Origin of the sequence: Salipiger sp. IMCC34102, from assembly GCF_004145405.1 — a bacterium.
GTDB lineage: Bacteria > Pseudomonadota > Alphaproteobacteria > Rhodobacterales > Rhodobacteraceae > Loktanella.
Genome location: NZ_SELQ01000003.1, coordinates 57,810 through 77,650 on the forward strand (window position 1 = coordinate 57,810; position 19,841 = coordinate 77,650).

At 64.1% G+C, this 19,841-nt stretch carries 12 protein-coding genes; 10 read left to right on the forward strand and 2 right to left on the reverse strand.

Translation table 11 applies throughout. The features are described from left to right. Nucleotides 1-83 precede the first annotated feature (83 nt). Both EU805_RS07980 and EU805_RS07985 read right to left on the reverse strand, forming a co-directional pair. Nucleotides 84-3,155: an efflux RND transporter permease subunit gene (locus EU805_RS07980; protein ID WP_129763445.1), complete on the reverse strand. Its 3,072-nt coding sequence runs from the start codon at nucleotides 3,153-3,155 to the stop codon at nucleotides 84-86. Beyond that, complete coding sequence (locus EU805_RS07985; RefSeq protein ID WP_129763446.1) at nucleotides 3,152-4,237, reverse strand: efflux RND transporter periplasmic adaptor subunit; 1,086 nt, start codon at nucleotides 4,235-4,237, stop codon at nucleotides 3,152-3,154. Before EU805_RS07985 ends, EU805_RS07980 begins: the two co-directional genes overlap by 4 nt. Nucleotides 4,238-4,666: 429 nt before the next feature. On the opposite strand from EU805_RS07985, the gene EU805_RS07990 reads away from it, so the two are divergent. The 10 genes from EU805_RS07990 (at nucleotide 4,667) to EU805_RS08030 (ending at nucleotide 19,543) form a co-directional block, all read left to right on the forward strand. Further along, a complete protein-coding gene (locus EU805_RS07990) occupies nucleotides 4,667-5,365 on the forward strand; it encodes a FadR/GntR family transcriptional regulator (protein WP_242494096.1) in 699 nt (232 codons plus the stop codon). Nucleotides 5,366-5,438: 73 nt separating this feature from the next. After that, nucleotides 5,439-5,915 carry an ABC transporter permease gene (locus tag EU805_RS07995; protein ID WP_242494097.1) on the forward strand — a complete coding sequence of 159 codons (477 nt, stop codon included), beginning with the start codon at nucleotides 5,439-5,441 and terminating at the stop codon, nucleotides 5,913-5,915. Nucleotides 5,916-6,787: 872 nt separating this feature from the next. Then, nucleotides 6,788-7,957, forward strand: a complete 1,170-nt coding sequence (locus EU805_RS08000; RefSeq protein ID WP_129763448.1) for a two pore domain potassium channel family protein — start codon at nucleotides 6,788-6,790, stop codon at nucleotides 7,955-7,957. Continuing rightward, nucleotides 7,954-9,294, forward strand: a complete 1,341-nt coding sequence (locus EU805_RS08005; RefSeq protein WP_129763449.1) for a DUF2254 domain-containing protein — start codon at nucleotides 7,954-7,956, stop codon at nucleotides 9,292-9,294. The genes EU805_RS08000 and EU805_RS08005 overlap by 4 nt, the downstream gene beginning before the upstream one ends. Next, complete coding sequence (locus EU805_RS08010) at nucleotides 9,291-12,230, forward strand: UPF0182 family protein (protein ID WP_129763450.1); 2,940 nt, start codon at nucleotides 9,291-9,293, stop codon at nucleotides 12,228-12,230. The genes EU805_RS08005 and EU805_RS08010 overlap by 4 nt, the downstream gene beginning before the upstream one ends. Nucleotides 12,231-12,245: 15 nt before the next feature. After that, nucleotides 12,246-12,791 (forward strand): hypothetical protein, encoded by a 546-nt coding sequence (locus tag EU805_RS08015; protein ID WP_129763451.1) that lies wholly within the window; start codon nucleotides 12,246-12,248, stop codon nucleotides 12,789-12,791. Beyond that, a complete protein-coding gene (locus EU805_RS17425; protein WP_165351913.1) occupies nucleotides 12,788-12,940 on the forward strand; it encodes a hypothetical protein in 153 nt (50 codons plus the stop codon). The genes EU805_RS08015 and EU805_RS17425 overlap by 4 nt, the downstream gene beginning before the upstream one ends. A 12-nt stretch (nucleotides 12,941-12,952) precedes the next feature. Next, the gene (locus tag EU805_RS08020) at nucleotides 12,953-13,798 is read left to right on the forward strand and encodes a PadR family transcriptional regulator (protein ID WP_129763452.1); all 846 of its coding nucleotides are present in this window, start codon (nucleotides 12,953-12,955) and stop codon (nucleotides 13,796-13,798) included. Between the two features lie 4 nt (nucleotides 13,799-13,802). Continuing rightward, nucleotides 13,803-16,202, forward strand: a complete 2,400-nt coding sequence (locus EU805_RS08025; RefSeq protein WP_129763453.1) for a hypothetical protein — start codon at nucleotides 13,803-13,805, stop codon at nucleotides 16,200-16,202. 425 nt (nucleotides 16,203-16,627) lie between these two features. Beyond that, on the forward strand, nucleotides 16,628-19,543 hold the full coding sequence (locus EU805_RS08030) for an autotransporter domain-containing protein (protein WP_129763454.1): 2,916 nt from the start codon (nucleotides 16,628-16,630) through the stop codon (nucleotides 19,541-19,543). Nucleotides 19,544-19,841 lie beyond the last annotated feature (298 nt).

Genomic DNA, 19,841 nt, shown 5'->3' on the forward strand with positions numbered 1-19,841 from the left:
GCTCGCAGTTTCGAGCCGGCGTATGACAATGGCGCGTGACATCGTCGCCCGCCATTCCGCCTTGATTACCCGAACGCACCGGCTCAGGCTTCGGTCGGTTCCGGCTCTGCTTCATCGCTTTCGTCCGTCTCGCGGTCCCATTGGAGAAGATCGTAGAGAACGGGCGTCAGGAACAGCGTGAGGATGGAGGCGAAGAGAAAGCCGCCGATGATGACGATACCGATAGAGAAGCGACTGGATGCCCCCGCTCCGCTTGACAGCACGAGCGGCACGGCGCCCAGGACGGTGGACATCACGGTCATCAGGATCGGGCGCAGACGCACCGTTGCGGCCTCGATCACGGCCTCCCGGACGCCCATGCCGCGCGTTCGAAGCTGGTTGGCGAACTCGACGATCAGAATGCCGTTCTTGGCCATCAGACCGATCAGCATGACCATCCCGACCTGGGTGTAGATGTTGATGGCCTCGCCCAGGACAAACAGCGTGATCAGCGCGCCGGCCGCGGCCAGTGGCACCGAAAGCAGTATGACGACCGGCTGTATGAAGCTTTCGAACTGCGCGGCCAGCACCAGGAACACGATCAGAAGCGCCAGGGCAAAGGTCGTGGCAATACCGCCGGAGGTGTTCTGGAAACTTTCGGCCTGACCGGAATAGGAGATTTGCATCTGCGAGGGCAGATCCTCGGCGATCCGCTCGATCGACGAGATGGCCGAGCCGAGGTCGACGCCTTCGGCCAGGGAAGACGAGATTTCGACGCTGGGTTGCCGGTTGTAGCGGTTGTAGGCGGCGACGGAGGCGCGCCGCTCCAGCGTCACCAGACCGTCGAGCGGCACCAGGTCGCCGCTGTCCACCCGCACGTTGATGCCGCGCAGATCGTCCGTGGCCGCGCGCCGGTCGTCGGGGGCCTGCAGGATCACGGGATACTGCCGGTCGCGAGAGATGAATTCCGTCACCTCGGCCGAGGCGAAGAAGGTCCGGACCGCGTCCGAAATGGTGCGTGCGTCGACCCCGATCTCGCGTGCGAGCGCGCGGTTCACGCCGATGTCGTAGCCGGGCGTGTTGATCTCGTAGCTGCGACGGACACCGGTGAAATCGGCCTCCGAGCGCATCGCGTCGGCCATTTGCTTGGAATAGTCGGCGGCCTGCTCGAAGCTGGGCGCCGTGACGATCAGCTCAAGCCCGGTCCCGCCACCTCCGTCGAAGCCGGAGGGCGCGAAGCTGCGCACGCTGACGCCGGTGATCTTCGCGAATTCTGGCCGCAATTCGGACAGCACGTCGCGCGGGCCCATTTCCCGCTCGCCCCAGGGCGCCATGACGGCGACAACGAAGGCGCGGCCCGTCTCGCCGTATTGGCCGACGATGGCGATGCTGTCGGATACGATCCCGTCCTCGCGGTAGGGTTCGATCAGCGCTTCGACCTGTTTGACGGCGGCATCCGTCAACCCGAGCGCCGATCCGGGCGGGGCGGAGATCGAGGCGAAGAACACACCGCGATCCGACTCCGGTGTCAGCTGCGAGGGAAGTTCCTGGTACAGCACCCAGGACATGCCGGACAGCGCCGCGGCGATTGCCAGAACGATGATCGGCGCCTTGATCGCCCGTGTCAGGACACTGCGGTACCCGCTCGTGACGCGTTTGGTGGCCCCCTGCACGAGGCGCGAGAACCAGCCCTCGTTCATGTCCGGCTTGAGCAGGCGGCTTGCGATGACCGGGCAGATGGTCAGGGCCACGAAGGTGGACAGCGTGACGGCGATCGCCAGCGTGATGCCGAACTCGCGGAACAGCTTGCCCAATTCGCCTTCGAGAAACGAAAGCGGGACGAACACGGAGACGAGGACGGCCGAGGTCGAGACGACGGCGAAGAAGACCTGGTTGGCGCCGGTGCGCGCGGCGTCTTCCGGGTCATCGCCTTCCTCGATGCGGCGTTCGATGTTCTCCAGGACCACGATGGCGTCGTCCACCACCAGACCGATGGCCAGAATGAGCGCGAACAGCGTCAGCGTATTGATAGAGAACCCGGCGATGGCGATCCCCGCGCAGGTCCCTACGAGGGCGATGGGGATGGTGACCGCAGGGACCACCGTCGCCCGGATCGATGTCAGGAACAGGAAGATCACCGCGATGACGATGGCGACCGAAATGCCGAGCGTCGTCAGCACCTGCCGGATGGAGTTGCTGATGAAATCGGCATCGTCCGAGGTGATCGAGATCTCGGTCCCGCCGGGCAGGCTTTCGGCGATCTGCTCGACCTCGGCGGCGACGGCGGAGGATATCGTCAGCGTGTTGGCGGAGGATTGCCGCAGGACGCCCAAGCCCACGGCCACTTCGCCGTTCACGCGGAACAGGCTGTCGTCATTCTCGGTGCCGATCTCCACCCGGGTCACATCGCCCAGAAGAACCCGGCCGTCGTCATCCGATCGCACGATCAACCCCTCGAACTCCTCCACGCTGTTCAGGCGGGTTTCGGTGCGCAGAAGGTAGGTGCGGGAGGTGCTCTCGATCTGGCCTGCCGGCAGTTCCAGGTTGTTGGCCCGCAAGGCGTCGGCGACCTCGGTGGCCGTCACGCCGCGCGCCGCCATCGCATCGGGATCCAGCCAGACCCGCATGGCGTAAGGGCGATCGCCGTAGATCTGCACGGCCGCAACGCCGGAGAGCGTCTCCAGCCGGTCAGTGACGAAACGGTCGGCGTAATCGGTAAGCTCGGACGCAGACAGGGTGTCGGAGGTCATCGTCAGGCGCATGATGGGATCGCCCTGACTGTCGTTCTTCTCGATCTGCGGCTCTTCCGCCTCGGTCGGCAGGTCCCCCGATACGGATTGCACGGCAGCGCGGATGTCGGAGGCCGCCTGATCGATGTCGCGCCCTTGCTGGAACGTGATGACGGTGCGCAGGCCGCCCAGTTCGGATTCGGTCGAGATGTTGTCGATCCCCGAGACCGAGGAAATCGCCCCCTCGATCACCGTGGCCAGCTCGCTGTCCACGACGCCCGGACCGGCACCCGTGTAGGGCACGCTGACGGTGACTTCGGCGGTCGTGGTGTCGGGCAGTTCGCGCACCGGCATCCGCAGAAGACCCGCGATGCCGATGACGACGATCAGGATCGAGACGACCGTGGCCAGCACGGGCCTGCGGATGGACAGATCGGACAGGGTCAATTCGTCGCCTCCTGCGCGTAGTCTTCGTCGATCTCGACTGTGTCCCCGTCCGACAGGTCGTCCCAGCCGGCGATGACGACGCGATCATCCGCCTCCAGGCCCTCGCGCACTTCCGTCAGCGCCTCGATGGAGCGTCCCGCGACGATCTCCGTGCGGGCGGCGGTGTCGTCCGTCACGGTGTAGACGAAAGTGGTCAGGCCTTCGCTGATGATGGCATCGTCCGGTATCGCCAGGGCGACGTAGGTGTCCAGCACCAGGCGCGCGTTGGCAAACATGCCGCCGACAAGGCGTCCATCGGGATTGTCGATGCGGGCGCGGACATCGAAGCTGCGTGTCGCGAGGTCGATCTGCGTGGCCCTGACGGCAACGACGCCTTCGAAGGTGTCGTCGGGGTAGGCGGGCGTCTGCATGGTGACCGTCTGACCGGGCTCGACGCGGTCGAAGTACCGTTCCGGCAGGGACAACTCGATCTCGACGGCCGACAGGTCGAACAGGGTGGTCACCATCGTATCCTGCGCCAGGAAGCTGCCCGGTTCGATATCCACAAGGCCCACGGTCCCATCGAAGGGCGCGCTGACCGTGCGATCCTCGAGGTCGGCGCGGGCAGAGGCCACGGCAGCTTCGGCCCGCCGAAACGCGGCGCGGGCCTGTTCGACGCGCGCCTCTGCGGCGGTGTTGCTGTCGCCCAGCTCCTCGAAGCGTTGGAAGTCTCTGCGTGTTTCGTCCAAGGTCACTTCCGCTTCCGTCAGGGCGGCTCTCTCTGCCCGGTCGTCCAGCTGGATCAGGACGTCGCCTTCCGAGACAATCTGTCCGGAGTCCACGCGGACTTCGGTGACGCGTCCGGAGACCACGGGCCTCACCTCAACCGCGCGGATCGCCCGCAGCGTTCCGACCCCGGGCACGTCTTCCTCGATCCGGCGTTCCTCGGGCATGGCCACGCCCACGCGCCGGGCGTCCGACCCGCGGTCCCCACTTTCCTGGTCGCTGTCCTGCGCGGTCAGCTGGCGTGCCCCCCAGACCCCGGCGAATGCGAAAGCGGCGACCAGGAGGACGCCGATCAGGAACTTGAACAGCTTCGACACCGCAGCTTCCCCGTTTCAGTTCGTTCTTTCGATCCCAGCAGGGCCGGATGCAAGATTGCTTCAGTCCGACCACCTAGGTCCAAAGCGCTCGATTGGCAGGGACGCGTCAAAGGGTCGCTGCGCGCATGGATCGCACGGAGCCGCGATCGCAAGCCTGGTCGACCGGATACGGTGCGGCTTTGATACGGGAAGAATGGAGGAGACGCGGCGCCATGCGCGGCGAGATTTCAAGACAAAGACGGAAAGACGGGACGGGATAGGGTCTCGCCCGCATATTTCGATGGGCACATGCGGACCCCCGGCAACACAGCCTCGATGAAGATGTTAATACCATCTCTCGCATACATATCATAACTTTCAAGCCAGCGACGGAATTGGAGGCTCGGGACATGGCGCAGGGAAGATCCGGGCGGCGGGGGGACGATGGTGATGGACATCGTGGAAACCTTGCAGAAGCGCATCACCTCCGGTGAATTTCCGGTCGGAGGTCGACTGCCGAGCGAGGCGAAGCTTTGCGAGGAGGCGGGCGTAAGCCGGACAGTCGTGCGGGAGGCCGTGGCGGCGTTGCGCGCCGACGGACTGCTGGAGCCGCGCCAAGGGTCGGGTGTCTACGTGACCGAACCGCCCACAAGCCCCGCCGTCCCGTTTCGCGACATCGACCCGTCGAGAGTGTCGTCGGTCATCGAGGTGCTGGAACTGCGCACCGCGCTGGAAGTCGAGGCCGCGTCCCTGGCGGCGCGACGTCGGTCGGCGCAACAGGAGGAAGATATCGTCGCGAGCTTCGACGAGATGGAACGGGTCATCGCGAGAGGCGAAACTTCTGTCGAGGCGGATTTCGCTTTGCATGTCGCCATCGCGCGCGCCTCTAACAACACGCGGTTCGAGGAATATCTGCAGCTGATCGGACCCAGCGTGATACCACGTCGCGGTGTCCGCGAAGGCGAAGGCGATACTCCCGTCGATCCGGCTTATCTTCAGCTTCTGTCGCAGGAGCATCGCGAAATCGTGTCTGCCATCCTGGCCAACGATGCGGATGGGGCGTCGGATGCCATGCGAAAGCACCTTCAGGGCAGTTTGGCACGCTATCGTGGGCTTCTCGAATGCGGATCTTCAATGAGGCGCTTGTAATATCAATTCTGCAAGCCGTACTGCGAAAGGGTTCATCGGGAAGAATGTCAGGCAGCGCAGCGCTTTATCGGGCATGGCGGGACAGGCCGGGGCGATCTTCGTCACGCTGGCCTGCCTGCTGATCCTGACCTTCGTCATCGGGCGGATCATGCCGACGGACCCCGTGCGCACCATTGCGGGAGAGGACGCGACCCGCGAAGCCTACGAGAATGTCTACCATCAGCTGTGGCTCGACCGGCCGCTCTGGCAGCAGTTTACGATGCGCCTGCGCGACGTAGCGACCTTCGATTTCGGAACCTCCATCCGGACCGGGCAGCCCGTCCTGCATGACGTTGCCCACGCGTTGCCCGCGACGATCGAGCTTGCGACCTTCGTCGACATCATCGGCGCGGTCCTCGGGCCGCCGATGGGGGTGGCCGCCGCCGTGTACAAGGGCCGCTGGCCCGGCCACGTGATACGCGTGGTCAGCCTGATGGGGCATTCGATGCCGATCTTCTGGACCGGGTGGATCGCGGTCCTGAACGTCGACGGCGGCTGGCTAGCCCGCTGACCCCTCCTCCCCAACCGCAGCCCCCGCGCGGGGATCATCTTGCGATCCACGCCGCCGATCGGGCAGGTTCGCCTCTCCGATAGGCCGTGCGCGGCCAAAAACAAGCGGCGGTGGCGCGATTCACGGAAGGCCCGTCACTTTCCTTGGCTCATGCCTTCGGCGCGGCATGATCTTGCACCGGCCGGGACAGACGCTGCTTCACCCTGGCGTTCTCGTCCGAAAGCGCCGTGAAGTGCTTGGCCTTCGGCGCGGCCTTGCAGCAAGACCCGGCATTCCCCCTGATTGATCTGCCTTTCGACCTGTTGGCCGGCGCCGTATGTCGCCGTCCTGGCCCATTGCTACGCGTTTGAATTGCAACTGGCGTCTGCGCAGTCCGTCCCGGCCCCAGGGGCAGTGGGCATCGCGACAATTTGCCCTGACGGCAAACTGGTTTGATTCCATTTCTGTCCGCAATCCGGCCACTGTGCTCACCGGACCGTCAGCCAATCATCCGCTCTGAAAGCATCTCGATCCTCGGGCCGAGCCTGCCGAGTTACACGCAAAGCGCGAATCACGGTGGTGGAATCACGTCCGAGTGGCCGGCAGCCAAGAGGATCCGCGATCACGAATGTCGAGTGGATGGAATCAATCGGTGGTTCGGGGCGTCATTTGCGCTTGGATGGAATCAATCGCCGAGCGTTTCGGCTGAGAATCGCAATTCTTGGCGGGAAAGCTTGTCTATTGCCTGAAAATTCCCAATGCTCGGACTCGGTATCTTGAGCGTTACGATCTGCGGCTGATTGTGGTCGCCGAGGAGCTTTAATCCGAACCTCTGAATAGGTATTCGCCCAGTGATTATCGCAGCTACCGGGATTCTCCTGGTTGGAATCGTTTTGCTCGATATCTTTCTGACCGTGCTCGACGCCAATGGGTTGAGCATGATCTCCAGCCGCATCTACAGAGGATTCTGGTGGGTATGGAGGCATTTTTCCCTGCTTCTTCCGCCCATTGCGCGACACCAGATGCTGGCGCTCGGGGCCCCGCTGATGATTCCGGTCATGATTTTCATTTGGCTGATCGGCATCGTGGTGGGCTTCACGTTGATCTATTACGGCGGCCTCTTGCCGGGAAACTTGAGCCACGTCGTATCAGGGGAGCATTCTCGACCTGAATTGCCCGATGCTTTTCGGTTGAGCGTGGTTTCCATTTCGACGATCGGTTTCGTGGAAATCAGTCCATCGAATATGCCATATTCGCTGACTGTCGCATTCGAGGCAATTCTCGGAAATCTGATCTTGACGCTCGTCTTGACTTATTTCCTGAGCGTTCACGGAGCGGTTCTCAGCTACAACGTGTTCGTTGCTTACCTGCGGGCGCGCATTCCACGCAGCGGAGAGCCCATCGACGCGCTCAAAAGGCATTTCGACAAGGGCGAAGCGCGCGAACTGGAACCCTGGCTCGATCGGTTGGATTCCGGGCTGTCTGCGCTTCACGAAGGGCTGCGGCGCTACCCGATCCTCTACTATTTCCGGCCCCTGCACATCGAGCGCGGGCTGCCGGATACGTTGTCGGCGCTCAGACGCGTCGTGACCGGGTTGAACTGGGGGCTTCCCGGGGACCATCCGGCCCGCCGAAGCGCCAACTTGGGCGCGTTGGAAGCAACGCTGGAGGACCTGATCGAGGATCTGCAGGATCGCTACGTTCCGATCCACCGCCGAACCGTGATCGCGCCGATGTCGGCCCGGGCCTTCGCGACGGCCTGCGCCTCTCGCCGGGCCCTTCGCGATCCCTGGCTGGACGAGTTCCTCGCCGAATGTCGCGCGGTGCAGATCGCGACGGGCGTGGAGGATACCGATGACGTCGAGCAACTGTATGACCGCTACCTCTCCTGGTTGCCGATCACGCTCAGGCTTCATGACTTCAAGCGCGCCGTACGGGACGACCTGGGCTACTCCGAACGGGTTCGCCCGGGTCGCAGGTCTGTCTGGGCGGTTCTGGCCAGCGGACCGCGTGAGCGTCCGCAATCCCTGCAGTCGACCTCTTCCGAGAGTGCCGAGCAATGATCGGGTCGTCGTTTCATATCCCGACGGTGCTCGGCCGGATCCGGGTGTTCCTGCTGGATGCCTTCTGGATCGTGCCGGCCTTGGCGACAATCGCCGCATTGCTCCTGGCGCGCTGGACCAGCACCCTGGATTACACGACGCCCATCCGTTTCGGCGGACTGCTGACGACGTCGGGGCCATCGGGCGCGCGCGACATGGTGCAGACCGTCGCCAACAGTTCGCTGTCGGTCGTCACGTTGGTCTTCTCGATCATGATCGTGGTGCTCCAGGTCGCGGGGTCGCAGTACTCGCCCCGTCTGCCCGCGCAGTTCCTGCGCGACATGACGACCCAGGTGGTTTTGGGGATCTTCGTGTTCACCTTCGTGTTCAGCCTGTCGATCGTCCGGTCGATCGGCGCGGCGAGCGACTTCGTCCCCACCTTCGCGGTCACGGCCTGCTTTCTTGCCGCCATCTTCTGCGTCGCGGCGTTCATCCATTTCATCCATCACACCGTTCACTCGATGCGGGTTGAAATGGTGCTCGACCACATCCGTGAGGAAACCGTCAGCACGTTGCGCAGGCGGCAGCGACGCCACGATCCCTCGGTCGAGTTCGCCGAGATGCCGATCATTCCCGATCACGCGGCGCCATTGTTCTGCCCGGTCGTGGGCACCTTGCAGAACCTCGACGGCAGCGGGTTGGTCGAGACGGCGAAATCCGAAGGGGTGGTGGTCTGCTTCGTCGTGCTGAATGGCGATACCCTTGCTGCGGGAACGCCCATCGCCTGGATCTGGAAAGGGGACGCCAAGCCCAGATCGGATTGCATGGAGCGCCTGGACAAGAGGATCCGGAAGATCATTCAACTTGGCAACGAGCGAACCTTCCGAAGCGATTTCGGGTTCGGCATCATCCAGTTGATCGACATTGCCCTGCGATCGCTGTCGACGGCCGTCAACGATCCCACGACGGCCTGCATGTCGATCCGGGCGATCGAGGGCGTGATGAGCGAACTGGCCCGCGGAAACCCCCGCACACGACACTTCTGCGACGACGATGGCGAACTCAGGGTCGTCGTGCCGGAAAGAAGTTTTGCGGACTACCTCGGCGATGCCGTGGGATCGATCAGCCGCGCCGCGCCGGACGACGTCATGGTGGGCAAGGCCCTGCTGGGGCTGCTACACGACCTAGCCTATGCCGCCCGGTCGGTCCGGCACAAGAGCGCGGTCGCAGCGCAGGTCACGCGGGTCGAGCAGCTTTGCCTGAACGCCATGACCGACGACTGCGATCGCTCGGAGATCAGGGTCTCGGTCATGAGATCGCGGCGGGCCCTGCGTGGCGAACCACCGGTGTACCTATGAGCACGGTCATCGGATTCTTCACCTGGCTCATAGCCGGCCTGAGCCGCAAGGTTCTGTTCTACATCGTGGGTTCGATCTTGGCGGTCATCGCGTTCCTGTTGTCGATCTGGGCCTATACCGAGATCCTCTGGTATCGGGCGATCGGGTATTTCGACGTCCTGTTCACCATGTACACGACGATGTTCTGGATGGGGATGTTCCCTTTCCTGACCATGACGCTCTTCGTCGTCGCCAACATGTCGCTGGCGCGCATTCTCGCGCCGGCCGATCGCGTGATCTCGGACGACGAGCGGACCGTCGATCGGTGGCGTCGGGCGATCACGCCTTTCTTCAAGCCTCTCACGGTGATCGTGGGGATCGTTTGCGGTCTTCTGATCGCGCTGCAGACCTATATCCACTGGCAGACCTACCTCCTTTGGGCCAACGGGGTGGAATGGGGCCGGGTCGATCCGCAGTTCGATCGCGACCTGAGCTATTTCATGTTCGATCTGCCGTTCTACGCCCTGATCAACCGCTGGGCCTTCATCGGGCTGCTGGTCACGCTGGTTCTGTGCGCGATCACCAGCTACATTTTCGGCGGTATCCGCCCCCAGGCCCCTGGCAGCAAGTTGCCGGTTCCGGTCAACATCCACTTCTCGCTGATGCTGATGATGCTGATGGCGATGCTGGGATGGCGGCTGCTGATCGAGCTTCACATGCTCAGTTACTCCGACCGCGGCGTGATCACCGGACTGGGGTTCACGGATTCCAACGCAAGCCTCGTGGCCTACAAGTTCGTCGCTTCCGGCGTGGTCACGGGCTTCGTGCTGTTCCAGGTCAACATCCGAAAGCCCGGCTGGATTTTGCCCACGATCGCGCTGGTCTGGTTGTTCCTGATCGGCCTCGCGGCGGCGCGCTTCTATCCCAACATCTACCAGCTTCTGATCGTGGAGCCGCAGGAGCTGGAGCGGGAGTCCTCCTTCATCGAGGATCACCTGGAGTTCACGCGCTACGGGTTCGGGCTGGACAGCGTGGATCGGCGGACGATCACCGGTCGGTCGCCTGTCCCGGGAGATCTCGAGGAGTACCGCGACGATTTCGCGAACCTGCGGCTTTGGGACTCCGACACGATCCAGATCAACTTCGAGGAAATGCAGGCGCTGCGCAGCTACTACGAGTTTCCGAACATCGACTTCGACCGATACGTCATCGACGGCAGGCAGACGCCCGTCCTCGTCGGCGCACGCGAGGTCAACATCGCGCGGCTTCCCGAAGGATCGCGCCGCTGGCAGACGCAACGGATGATCCTGAGCCACGGATCGGGAGTGGTGGCCGCGGACGTGACGGCCTCTACCGCGGCGGGAATGCCGGTTTTTCTGACCTACGACATGCCGGTGCAGGGCGTGCCCGAACTGGTCGCGCGCAACCCGCGCATCTACTACGGGGAGCGGACGACGGGCTTCGCCTTCGTCGATACCGACACGCTGGAACTCGACCGTCCCCTGCCGCCGAATGCGCGCAACGAGAAACTGACGCCGGTCGTGCCGGATGACAACGCCGCCAACGCCCAGGCCAACGACCGGCGCTGCCCGGAGGATTACATCGACGATCCCTCGGACCCGAACCCGATCGTCGACGCCTTGAGCCCGGCGGGGACGGGCCCCGAAGCCAGCCCCGAGAACACTTCGGAGGAATGCGCGCGCGACCGGGTCGGATTCCGTTTCAACAACTACAGCGGAGAAGGGGGCGTGGTCATGCGCAACGTCTTTCACCGCCTGTCGTTCGCGCTGCGCCTTTGGGATCTTCGGCTGGGTTTGACCCGTCTTCTCGATGCCGACAACAAGGTGCTTTTCCACCGCAACGTGCGGGACCGGATCGCCCGGGTCGCGCCTTACCTGAAAGTCGACAGAGATCCTTACCCCGTGGTCCTCGATGGCCGCATCAAATGGATCGTGGACTGCTACACGGTTTCGGACATGATGCCCTACTCGCGGCGGGTGAACCTGACGTCCCTGACGCAGGTGACGCAACCCAAGCAGGACGGCGGGCTTCTGCCCGACGAATTCCTTGCCGACGACGCGGGCCTCGCCGGCACGGCCAACTACCTGCGCGGCAGCGTGAAGGCTGTGGTGGACGCCTACGACGGCACCGTCACACTTTACGTGGTCGATCCCGACGATCGCGTCCTGCAAAGCTGGAAGAAGGTCTTTCCGGATAGCTACGTGCCGATGTCCGAGGCAAGCGAGACACTGCGGGCGCATTTTCGCTATCCTCAGGACCTTTTCCGTATCCAGGCCACGATCTGGTCCGATTACCACATGATCACGCCGGAAGCCTATTACTCTCGCGAGGCCGCTTGGCGGATCCCGCCCGACACCTCGTTCATCTCGGACCGCGCCGAGCGCCAGACCGGTCACGAAGACCAGCGCCGCGCCGATATGCGGCCCTATTGGCTGCAGACGCGGTTCCCCGGCGATGACGAAGAGCAGTTCGCGATTGTCCAGACCTTCAGCCCGGAGAACCGCAACCTACTGACCGGCTACCTAGCGGGATTGAGCGACGGCGATCGCATGGGGGAGCTGATATCCTATGCACTCCCCCCGACGAAGACGGTCCTCGGTCCGGCGCAGGCACAGGCGCGCATCGACCAGGACACGGAGATTTCCGCCTGGATCACCTTGCGGATGCAGTCGGGGTCGCGCGTCTCCCGCGGTCGCCTGATCACACTGCCGCTCGGTGATACCGTGCTCTACGTGCAGCCGCTCTTCGTGCAGGCGGACAAGTCCGAGGTTTCGACCCTGCTGGGCGCACAGCTCGCCAGCCTGCCGGAGCTCAAGAAGGTGGTCCTGGTAATGGGCGACCGCGTCCTGATGCGCGACAGCCTTCAGGAGGCGGTCGAAGCCATCCTGGGAACGTCGGCGACCGCCACGACCCCGCCGCCAAGTCCCGACAACTGAACGGAAAGGTTCTTCATGCTCGATATCATCCTTATCGTGGGGCTCGTCATCCTGCTGGCCAGCGTGCTGATCGCGGCCCTGCGCAGGTTTGATGCGAACTCGTACTTCGACCAGGACCGGCAGCCCTTCTATTCCGAACCCGACGAGCTGGTGAAAGCCGGGCTCATCTTCTCTCAGCGAGACCGCAGCGGGGAGGAAAAGCACACCTATACCGTCACCCCGGCGGGAGAGGCCGGTTTGCGCGCCTGGTTGCGCGAGCCCACCAACGATCCGGGGTTTCTCTCGGCGCATTTCGGCGGGCTGGTGAAGACGTTCGACGCCGATCAGATCGTCGATGGCCGCACCAGCCAGCACCGGTCGCGCCTGGCCGAATACGAGCGGATCGAGGAGCTGGTCGTGAACCGGCCCGAGTGGCGCTACGCGCTTGCGGCCACGCGCGTCGGGATCGAGTTCGAGCGCGCCTGCCTGGAGTTCTGGGACGAGATCGCGACCGACCAAAAGATCAACGCCGAACGCGCGGAGACCCAGAAAGAGAAATACTTCAAGGAGATCGCCACATGAAAATCCGCAACCAGGGCTTCATCGGCCTGCTACTGCTCGCCCTCCTGTTCGGCTGGATCTGCGTCGCGCTGGTTTGGCCCTGGCTCAGTCGGACGTTCTCTGAACCCGAACTCAGCCAGCTGATCTCGACCGTCGCGATCGCCGTCTAGGGAGCCCCGCACATGCTTGTCCTCATTCTTATCGTCGCGATAATCGCCCTGTTGATCATCTACATGGTCGCATCCGTGCGCCAACACGATGCCGACAGCTACGCGGACCAGGATCGCGACCCGTTCTATTCCGAAAGCACGCGACTGGCGGCAGCCGGATTGCTTTACGAGCAGCCCGAGCGCACGCACGGACGTCCGCGAAAATCCTTTACCATCACGCCCGCCGGGGAAGCGGCCCTGCGCACATGGCTGCGCGATCCCATGAGCGATCCCGGTATGCTGCGCCTTTACTTCGCGGGCATCGTGACCCCTTCCGACGTGCTCGATCTGGTGCGGGCGCAACGCGAGCGTCATGCCGAACGGATCGCGCAATACGAGCGCATTCAGACGTTGCTCGGTCCCACCGCGGATACGCAGGACGACGAGGACGGCCAGGGTGGGAGTGGCAAGAGCAAGGCCGAGCAGGACGACGACGCGGAGGAGAATGAGAACGACGACAAGAAAGGCAAGAACGACGGCAAAAAGGGCAAGGAGGACGACAAGAAAGGCAAGGAGGACGGCGAGAAGAGCGAGGGCGACGACAAGAAAGACAAGAAGACAAAGGAGAGTGACGACGAGGAGGAGGACGGCGCCGAGGAGGACGATGACGAGGACAATTCCGACGAGAACGAGGACGCCGAAGGTCGCGACGCGGAAGACGGTGCCGATGACGACGACGCGCCGCGCGACGAATGGGCCGACGCGCGCGACTTCCATGCCCTCGGCCTGCGCTTCGAGACGTTCTGCCGCGATTTCTGGGACAGGAAACTCGACGGTCCGATCGGCAATTTCGCCCCCAGCAAGTCCAGTTCGGAGTAAATCGATGTACAAGCTTGCTTTCGTCGCCTTTGCCCTGTCCGCCGCCACGGGCGCCCGGGCCCAGGGCCTTCCGGTCGTGCAGGCCGACGAGGAGACCCGCAACAACAGCACCGTGAGCGTCCAGCAGGACCCCGATGCGAGAAACGGACCCTTGTCCAATTTCGATGGCGCGGCAAACTACACGTTCTTCGACGGCAGCGAAATCTACATAGAGCCCGACGGTGCGGCCATCTACCAGGACGGCAGTGGGTCCGAAGCGCACCTGTCGCAGGCGGGCAGGGACAACCGTGCGGCGATCCGGCAGGCCACGGGCGAAGACGCCGGGACGAACGATGCCACCGCGCGCATCTTGCAAGGGGAAAGCGGCGCCGAGGCGAACCACGCCGAAGCGCTGATCGTCCAGCGCGGCGATGGCGGCACGGCCGTCATCGAGCAGAATGGATCAAGCCTGCGCTCGATCGGGCTGCAGGTAACGGAGGCCTCCGGAGGGAGGAACCGGGACGAAGACCAGGAAACCCCTACCCAGTCCGACCAGGGGACGAACGAACAGACCCAGAAGCTGTCGGGCGAGGCGTTGCAGAGCGAGGTTTCGCAAACCGGCCTTCGACTTGCCGCCGAGGTGTCCTTGATGGACGCCCGCGACGACGATGGCCGGATCAGCCAGACGGGCGCTGGCCACAAGGCCTCCTATTCGGCGAAATCGGGCGAGGGCCGCTCCGGTCGGATTCTGCAGGATGGCGACCAACCGAGCGAAGCCGACGTCGATGTCACGGGATCCGGGCACCGCGCGACGATCGAGCAAGGCGGCGTGGGCGGAAGGCATGCCGCGACCGTCGCGCAGTCCGGGGCTGATCATCGCGTCGAACTTCAACAACGGCGCGACACCACGGACGGTGAAGGGCAGTCCGCCACGGCCGACCAGAGCGGCTCCGGGAATGTCGTTAATGGCAACCAGTCGGGCGCGGGTGGGAACATCCTGCAAGTCGGACAGGAAGGCGAGGACTCGACCGCCCTCGAGGCCAATGTGCAACAAGACGGCTCCGGAGGCGGCAACAAGGCGGACGTCGATCAAACGGGCGAGAACCAACTGGCCGATCTGGTCCAAGGCGGATCGGGCGGCGGCAGCGTGGCGGCTGTCGACCAGTCGACCGACGACAGTCATGGCAACACGGCCAGGCTTGAGCAGGCGATCGAGGCAGGCACCGGAACCGACGAAATCGACGTCGACCAAAGCGGGAATTCCAATACGGCAGACATCCTTCAGACCCGCAATGCGGGCGGTACGGGACATCTGGTCACCATCGCGCAACCGGGCACATCGAACGAGACCGGCGTCGAGCAGGAGGGCGTTGCCCAGAAGGCCGCCGTGGATCAGGATGGTCGCACCAATCTTGCAAAGGTGGGCCAAACCGGCACCGGCGGCCACGAAGCCGATATCGATCAGGCCGGACGCGACAATGTGGCAACGCTCGACCAGTCCGGCAGCGGCGGCGCAAACATCGGGTCCATCGATCAGTCGGCTTCCGAAGGCAAGAACGAGGCCCAGCTTCGTCAAGGTGGTGAGCGGGGGCTGAACACGGCCGACATCGATCAGGCCCAGACTGGCAACAATGGTGTCATCGAGCAAAGCGGTGACACCGGAAGCACGGGGAGCACCGCCAGTCTCGCGCAACCGGGCCGCATGACCGAGGGGCGCATTTCTCAATCCGGCGCGGCACTGGAAGCCTCCCTCACGCTCAACGGCGAGGAGAATCTTGCCGAGATCGTGCAAAGCGGCGAGGAGGCTTCCGGCAAGTCTCAGATATCGACCGGATCGGATGCTTCGGGAAACGATGCGCGCATTCTCGCGCGAACCGGTGGAAGCGTGGGGTCCATCGATCAGACGTCCAGCGACAACACGGCACGGATCGAGATGTCCAACGGAAGCCCCACCGACGGCACGGACGAGGCTGACATAGATCAGGGGGGCGCAGGGGGGCACGAGGCGCGGATCCTGATCGAGGGGGCCGGCACATCGCGCACCGCACAGATTGCGCAAGATGGCGAAACCTCGGTGGCCGAATTGACCTTCTCCGGGCCCGGACCCAATACGAAAGCCAGTATTCGGCAAGTCGGGGCGGACAATTCAAGCAGAATCGAAAGCACGGCGCGTGATAACGGCGGGCTGACCGTGACCCAAAAGCAAGATGGCCAGGGCAACGAAACCGTCCTGAAACAGGAGGGGCGGAATCTTGAGGTGACCATCAACCAGGTCGGCGAGAACAATACCGTCGATCTAACGCAAACGGGCGAAGGCTATGCCGTCACGATCACGCAAAGAGGCAACGGACAGCATCTGTCGTTGACGCTCGATGGGCCGAAAGAGGGGGGTGGCGACTATACCTATACCCAGACCGAAGAATAGATACCCGAAAGGCTTACCATCCGCCCGACAGCCCCGGATAACGCGTCCAGTATGGTGTTTGCCGAAGTCTCTCGCCGATATTCGTCCGTGCCCGCGCCCCGGCGATCGACCCCGCGCGATACGACCGTCCGAGGGGTGGAGAAGCCGTCGGATCAGGAAATGCCGGTCCGCAGAACACCTAGTGTCATGTCCGATGCCCCAAGCCCGCCCACACGAGGATGAGGCCCGACCGGAAAGGTCGAACACTCCGGAATGACACGCTCGGCAACGCGGTCCGTTATTCTTCATGCAACCGATGGACTCGCACCTTGGAGGGCGCAATACTCCCTTAGGTTGCTAAATGGTCATCCACTTCAAGTTTGCTGTACCGTTTCCCTGTTGTCTTCCGCTTTTGGTCAATTCCATTTGCCCTCGAGGTCCCCCAAATGTCCCGTAATTCGCTACTTTCCCATGTGTCTGCCTTGGCACTGGCCTGTGTCGCCCCGTCCTTCGCGACAGCGCAATGTGTCGTCACAACCGGAACGGGCACCGCGTCGAGTCCCGATGCAGGCGACGTCATCGACTGCGACAGCAATCTCGAAACGGATTCGATCCTCGGTCCGGATGCCGCCGGCGTGACGCTGAATATCAACGCGCCGTCGGGTGGCATCTCGGTGACGGGCGACGAAGCGGTGCTTTTGGGCAACGGTGCCATCATCGACATCGACAGTGCCTCCAACCGTCCCGTGCAGACCTCGGGCGATAGCGCGGCGGCGATCACGGTCGGCAACAACGCGCAGATCACGGTCGGCGGTCGGGTCGCGACCTCGGGCGAGGCATCGAACGCGATCGACACCGGACGCCGCGCCACGGTCGACGTGCTGGGAACGGTGACCACCGGCGGCGGCGGCTCGAACGCGATCTCCGTCGGGGCGGGCAGCACCGTGACGGTCGGGCCGCGTGCCAACGTCAACACCCAGAATTCCAAGTCGACCGCCGTCCTGCTGCGCGGCGACAACGCGACGCTGACGATCGAGGCCTTGCAGACCGAGCAGAACGGCCTTCAGCAAGGGCTCGTGACGACCTCATCGGGCAATTCCAATCCGGTTCTGATCCGCGGCAATGGCGGCACGGTGAACGTCTCGGGTGAAGTGAGATCCTCTTCCGGGGCCGCCACGGCAATCCTCGCCGCCGGGGATGAAGCCGAAATCACGGTGCGGGACATGGGCTTCGTCAGCGCGACCTCCTCGAATTCCAACGCCATCGAATCCACCGGAACCGGCGCGTCGATCCTGGTGGAGGCCGGCGGCGAGATCGCCATCTCATCGGGAAATTCCGCAGGCATCGTTGCCGGTCCCCAAGGCACGGTCGAGATCGCCGGCACCGTCGGGGCAAGTTCCTCCAACAGCCAAGGCGTCGTGCTGGGCAACCGGGGTGAGCTTACGATCCGCACCGGCGGTTTGATCGAAACCTCCTCTTCGGAATCGCAGGCCGTGCTGATCGGCGAAGACGCCACCACCGCCACGATCCTGGTCGAAGAAGGCGGCGACATCGACGCGGTCGGGGCGCAGGCGATCGTCGACCGGGGCACGACCCGCACCGAAGTCACGGTGAACGGCGTTGTCTTCGGCGGCTCCTCCGAGCCGGTCATTTCGCTTGGGGGCGGGAACGACACCCTGGTCGTCAACGGCACGGTCCGGGGCTCCTCGGCCGACCCGGTGATCGACATGGGCGCGGGCGACGATTCGACGACGATCAATTCGTCCACCACCGTCGAAGGGCCCGGGGTCCTTGTCGACGGCGGATCGGGCAACGACGAGCTGACCCTTGCATCGGGGCAGAACTTCGACGCCAACCAGTTCACCGGGGTCGAACAGACCACGACGCGGCGCAACACCACGCCGGGCGATCCGAACGAGGGCGGATCGACCTCGGTCAACGTATCGGATGACCAATCCGGCAACAGTTTCTCTGCCGGGGAAGGTGGGAACGTTACCGTCGAAAACGGCGGACGCGCGGGGCGGGTCTCGACCAACGACGGCGGGCAGGCCACGGTTCGCGAAGGTGGAACGGCCGGAGTGGATGCCGACTCGGGCGGTGACGGCACCGGGCGGCTGACTTTCGAGCGCGGCTCGACCGCCGACGTGGAAGGCAAGGCGCAGTCCGGCGATCAAAGCTTCGATGTCGCCGGGGCCAATTTCCAGGACGGGACGAACGTATCCATCAACAATTCCGGCGTGCTGCAAGGATCCGCCTCCGGTGGCCGGGTTTCGGTCTCCTTGCCCACGGATGCCTTCGAGGCGGCCAGTGACAGCGCCTCGACGGCCTCTTTCGGGGCGGCCATCGATGCCGCGATCGCCGCTGACGACGTCGATGCGACGCAGTTGATCCTCACCGATGCAGAGTCGCTTCCGGCCATTCTGCGCGACGGGGCCGGCGAGGATCGGGCACAGGTTGCCGCAGGTGCGGTGGCCACGACTCTGGCCTTCGGTGACCTGCTGTCGGCGCGCGGCCAGACCGGCCCCGCCGCCGCGGCTGCGAGTGGTGTCGTGGTGTCGTCGAAGAACCCGATCGGTGCGGCGACCGGCGCCTGGGTCGATCTCTTCGGTGGAGAGATCGAAAGCGAGACTGACCTGACCAGCGACTTCGACGCAAGCTTCGCGGGCCTCGCAGCCGGGGTCGAACAGGACATGGCGTTTGGCGGCCTGGGCTTCGGCCAGGTGGGCTTGGCCGTGGGCGTCTCGCGGGGCAACACCGACGGTATCGCGGGCGACGGCGACTTCGACGCGCTCTCGATCGGTGTCTACGCAAACTCCGTCAACGGTCCGTCGCAGGTGACGGGACATCTGGCCTACACCGGACTGGACTTCGATCTGGGCGGTGACGACGCGGGCGACGGCCACCTCTTCTCGGGCCGCGCCGAATATGCCCATGATCTTCGCGGCGAGTATGCGGATGCGATCCTGCTGGCCCCCTATGCGGCGCTCGGCTTCGTCTCTGGCGAGATCGACGGCGGGGCGACGCCGCTCGCCTCGCTGGACGAGGGGGAGATCGATCAGGGTATTGCCGAGATCGGCATGCGCGTCGGTCGCACTTTCGACGTCGGAAAACAGACCGTCAGCGCCGTTGTCGAGGCGGCCTACGAGCGTACCTTCGGCGACGAAGGCGTGACGTTCGCAGGCACCGCGTTCGGCCAGGACTTCTCGACGGTGGCTTCGGCTCTCGAAGACGAGCGGTTCAAGCTGGGCGTGGGGCTCGAGACGCGTTTGTCCCCCGCGGCGACCCTGTCGGTGCGGTACGACGGGCGGTTTGGCGGCAGTGACGACCATCGCCTTGGCCTGGGGGTCAACTTCGCGTTTTGATCGCTCGCAGCGCGGTTGATCGGATCAACCTAGCGCAGGAGCCCGTGCCGGTGTCGACCGTTCGACTTCATGGCGCGGGCTCCACCCCACGGCATTCCATATGGGCGCCGTCGGTTCCGGCGGGCAGGCTGCCTTCGACACATGCCTGCCCGGGCCGCGCGCCGGCAGATCGCCTTTCGATACGTCCTGCTTGATCCTGTCCCCGGACGGGTCGTGATCGAGTGGGACGCCGTGCACCTTCCGTCGCTTCCATGCGGCGCCCGTCCGGCCGATGGCTTCCACGTGTGCCTTGCCGGCA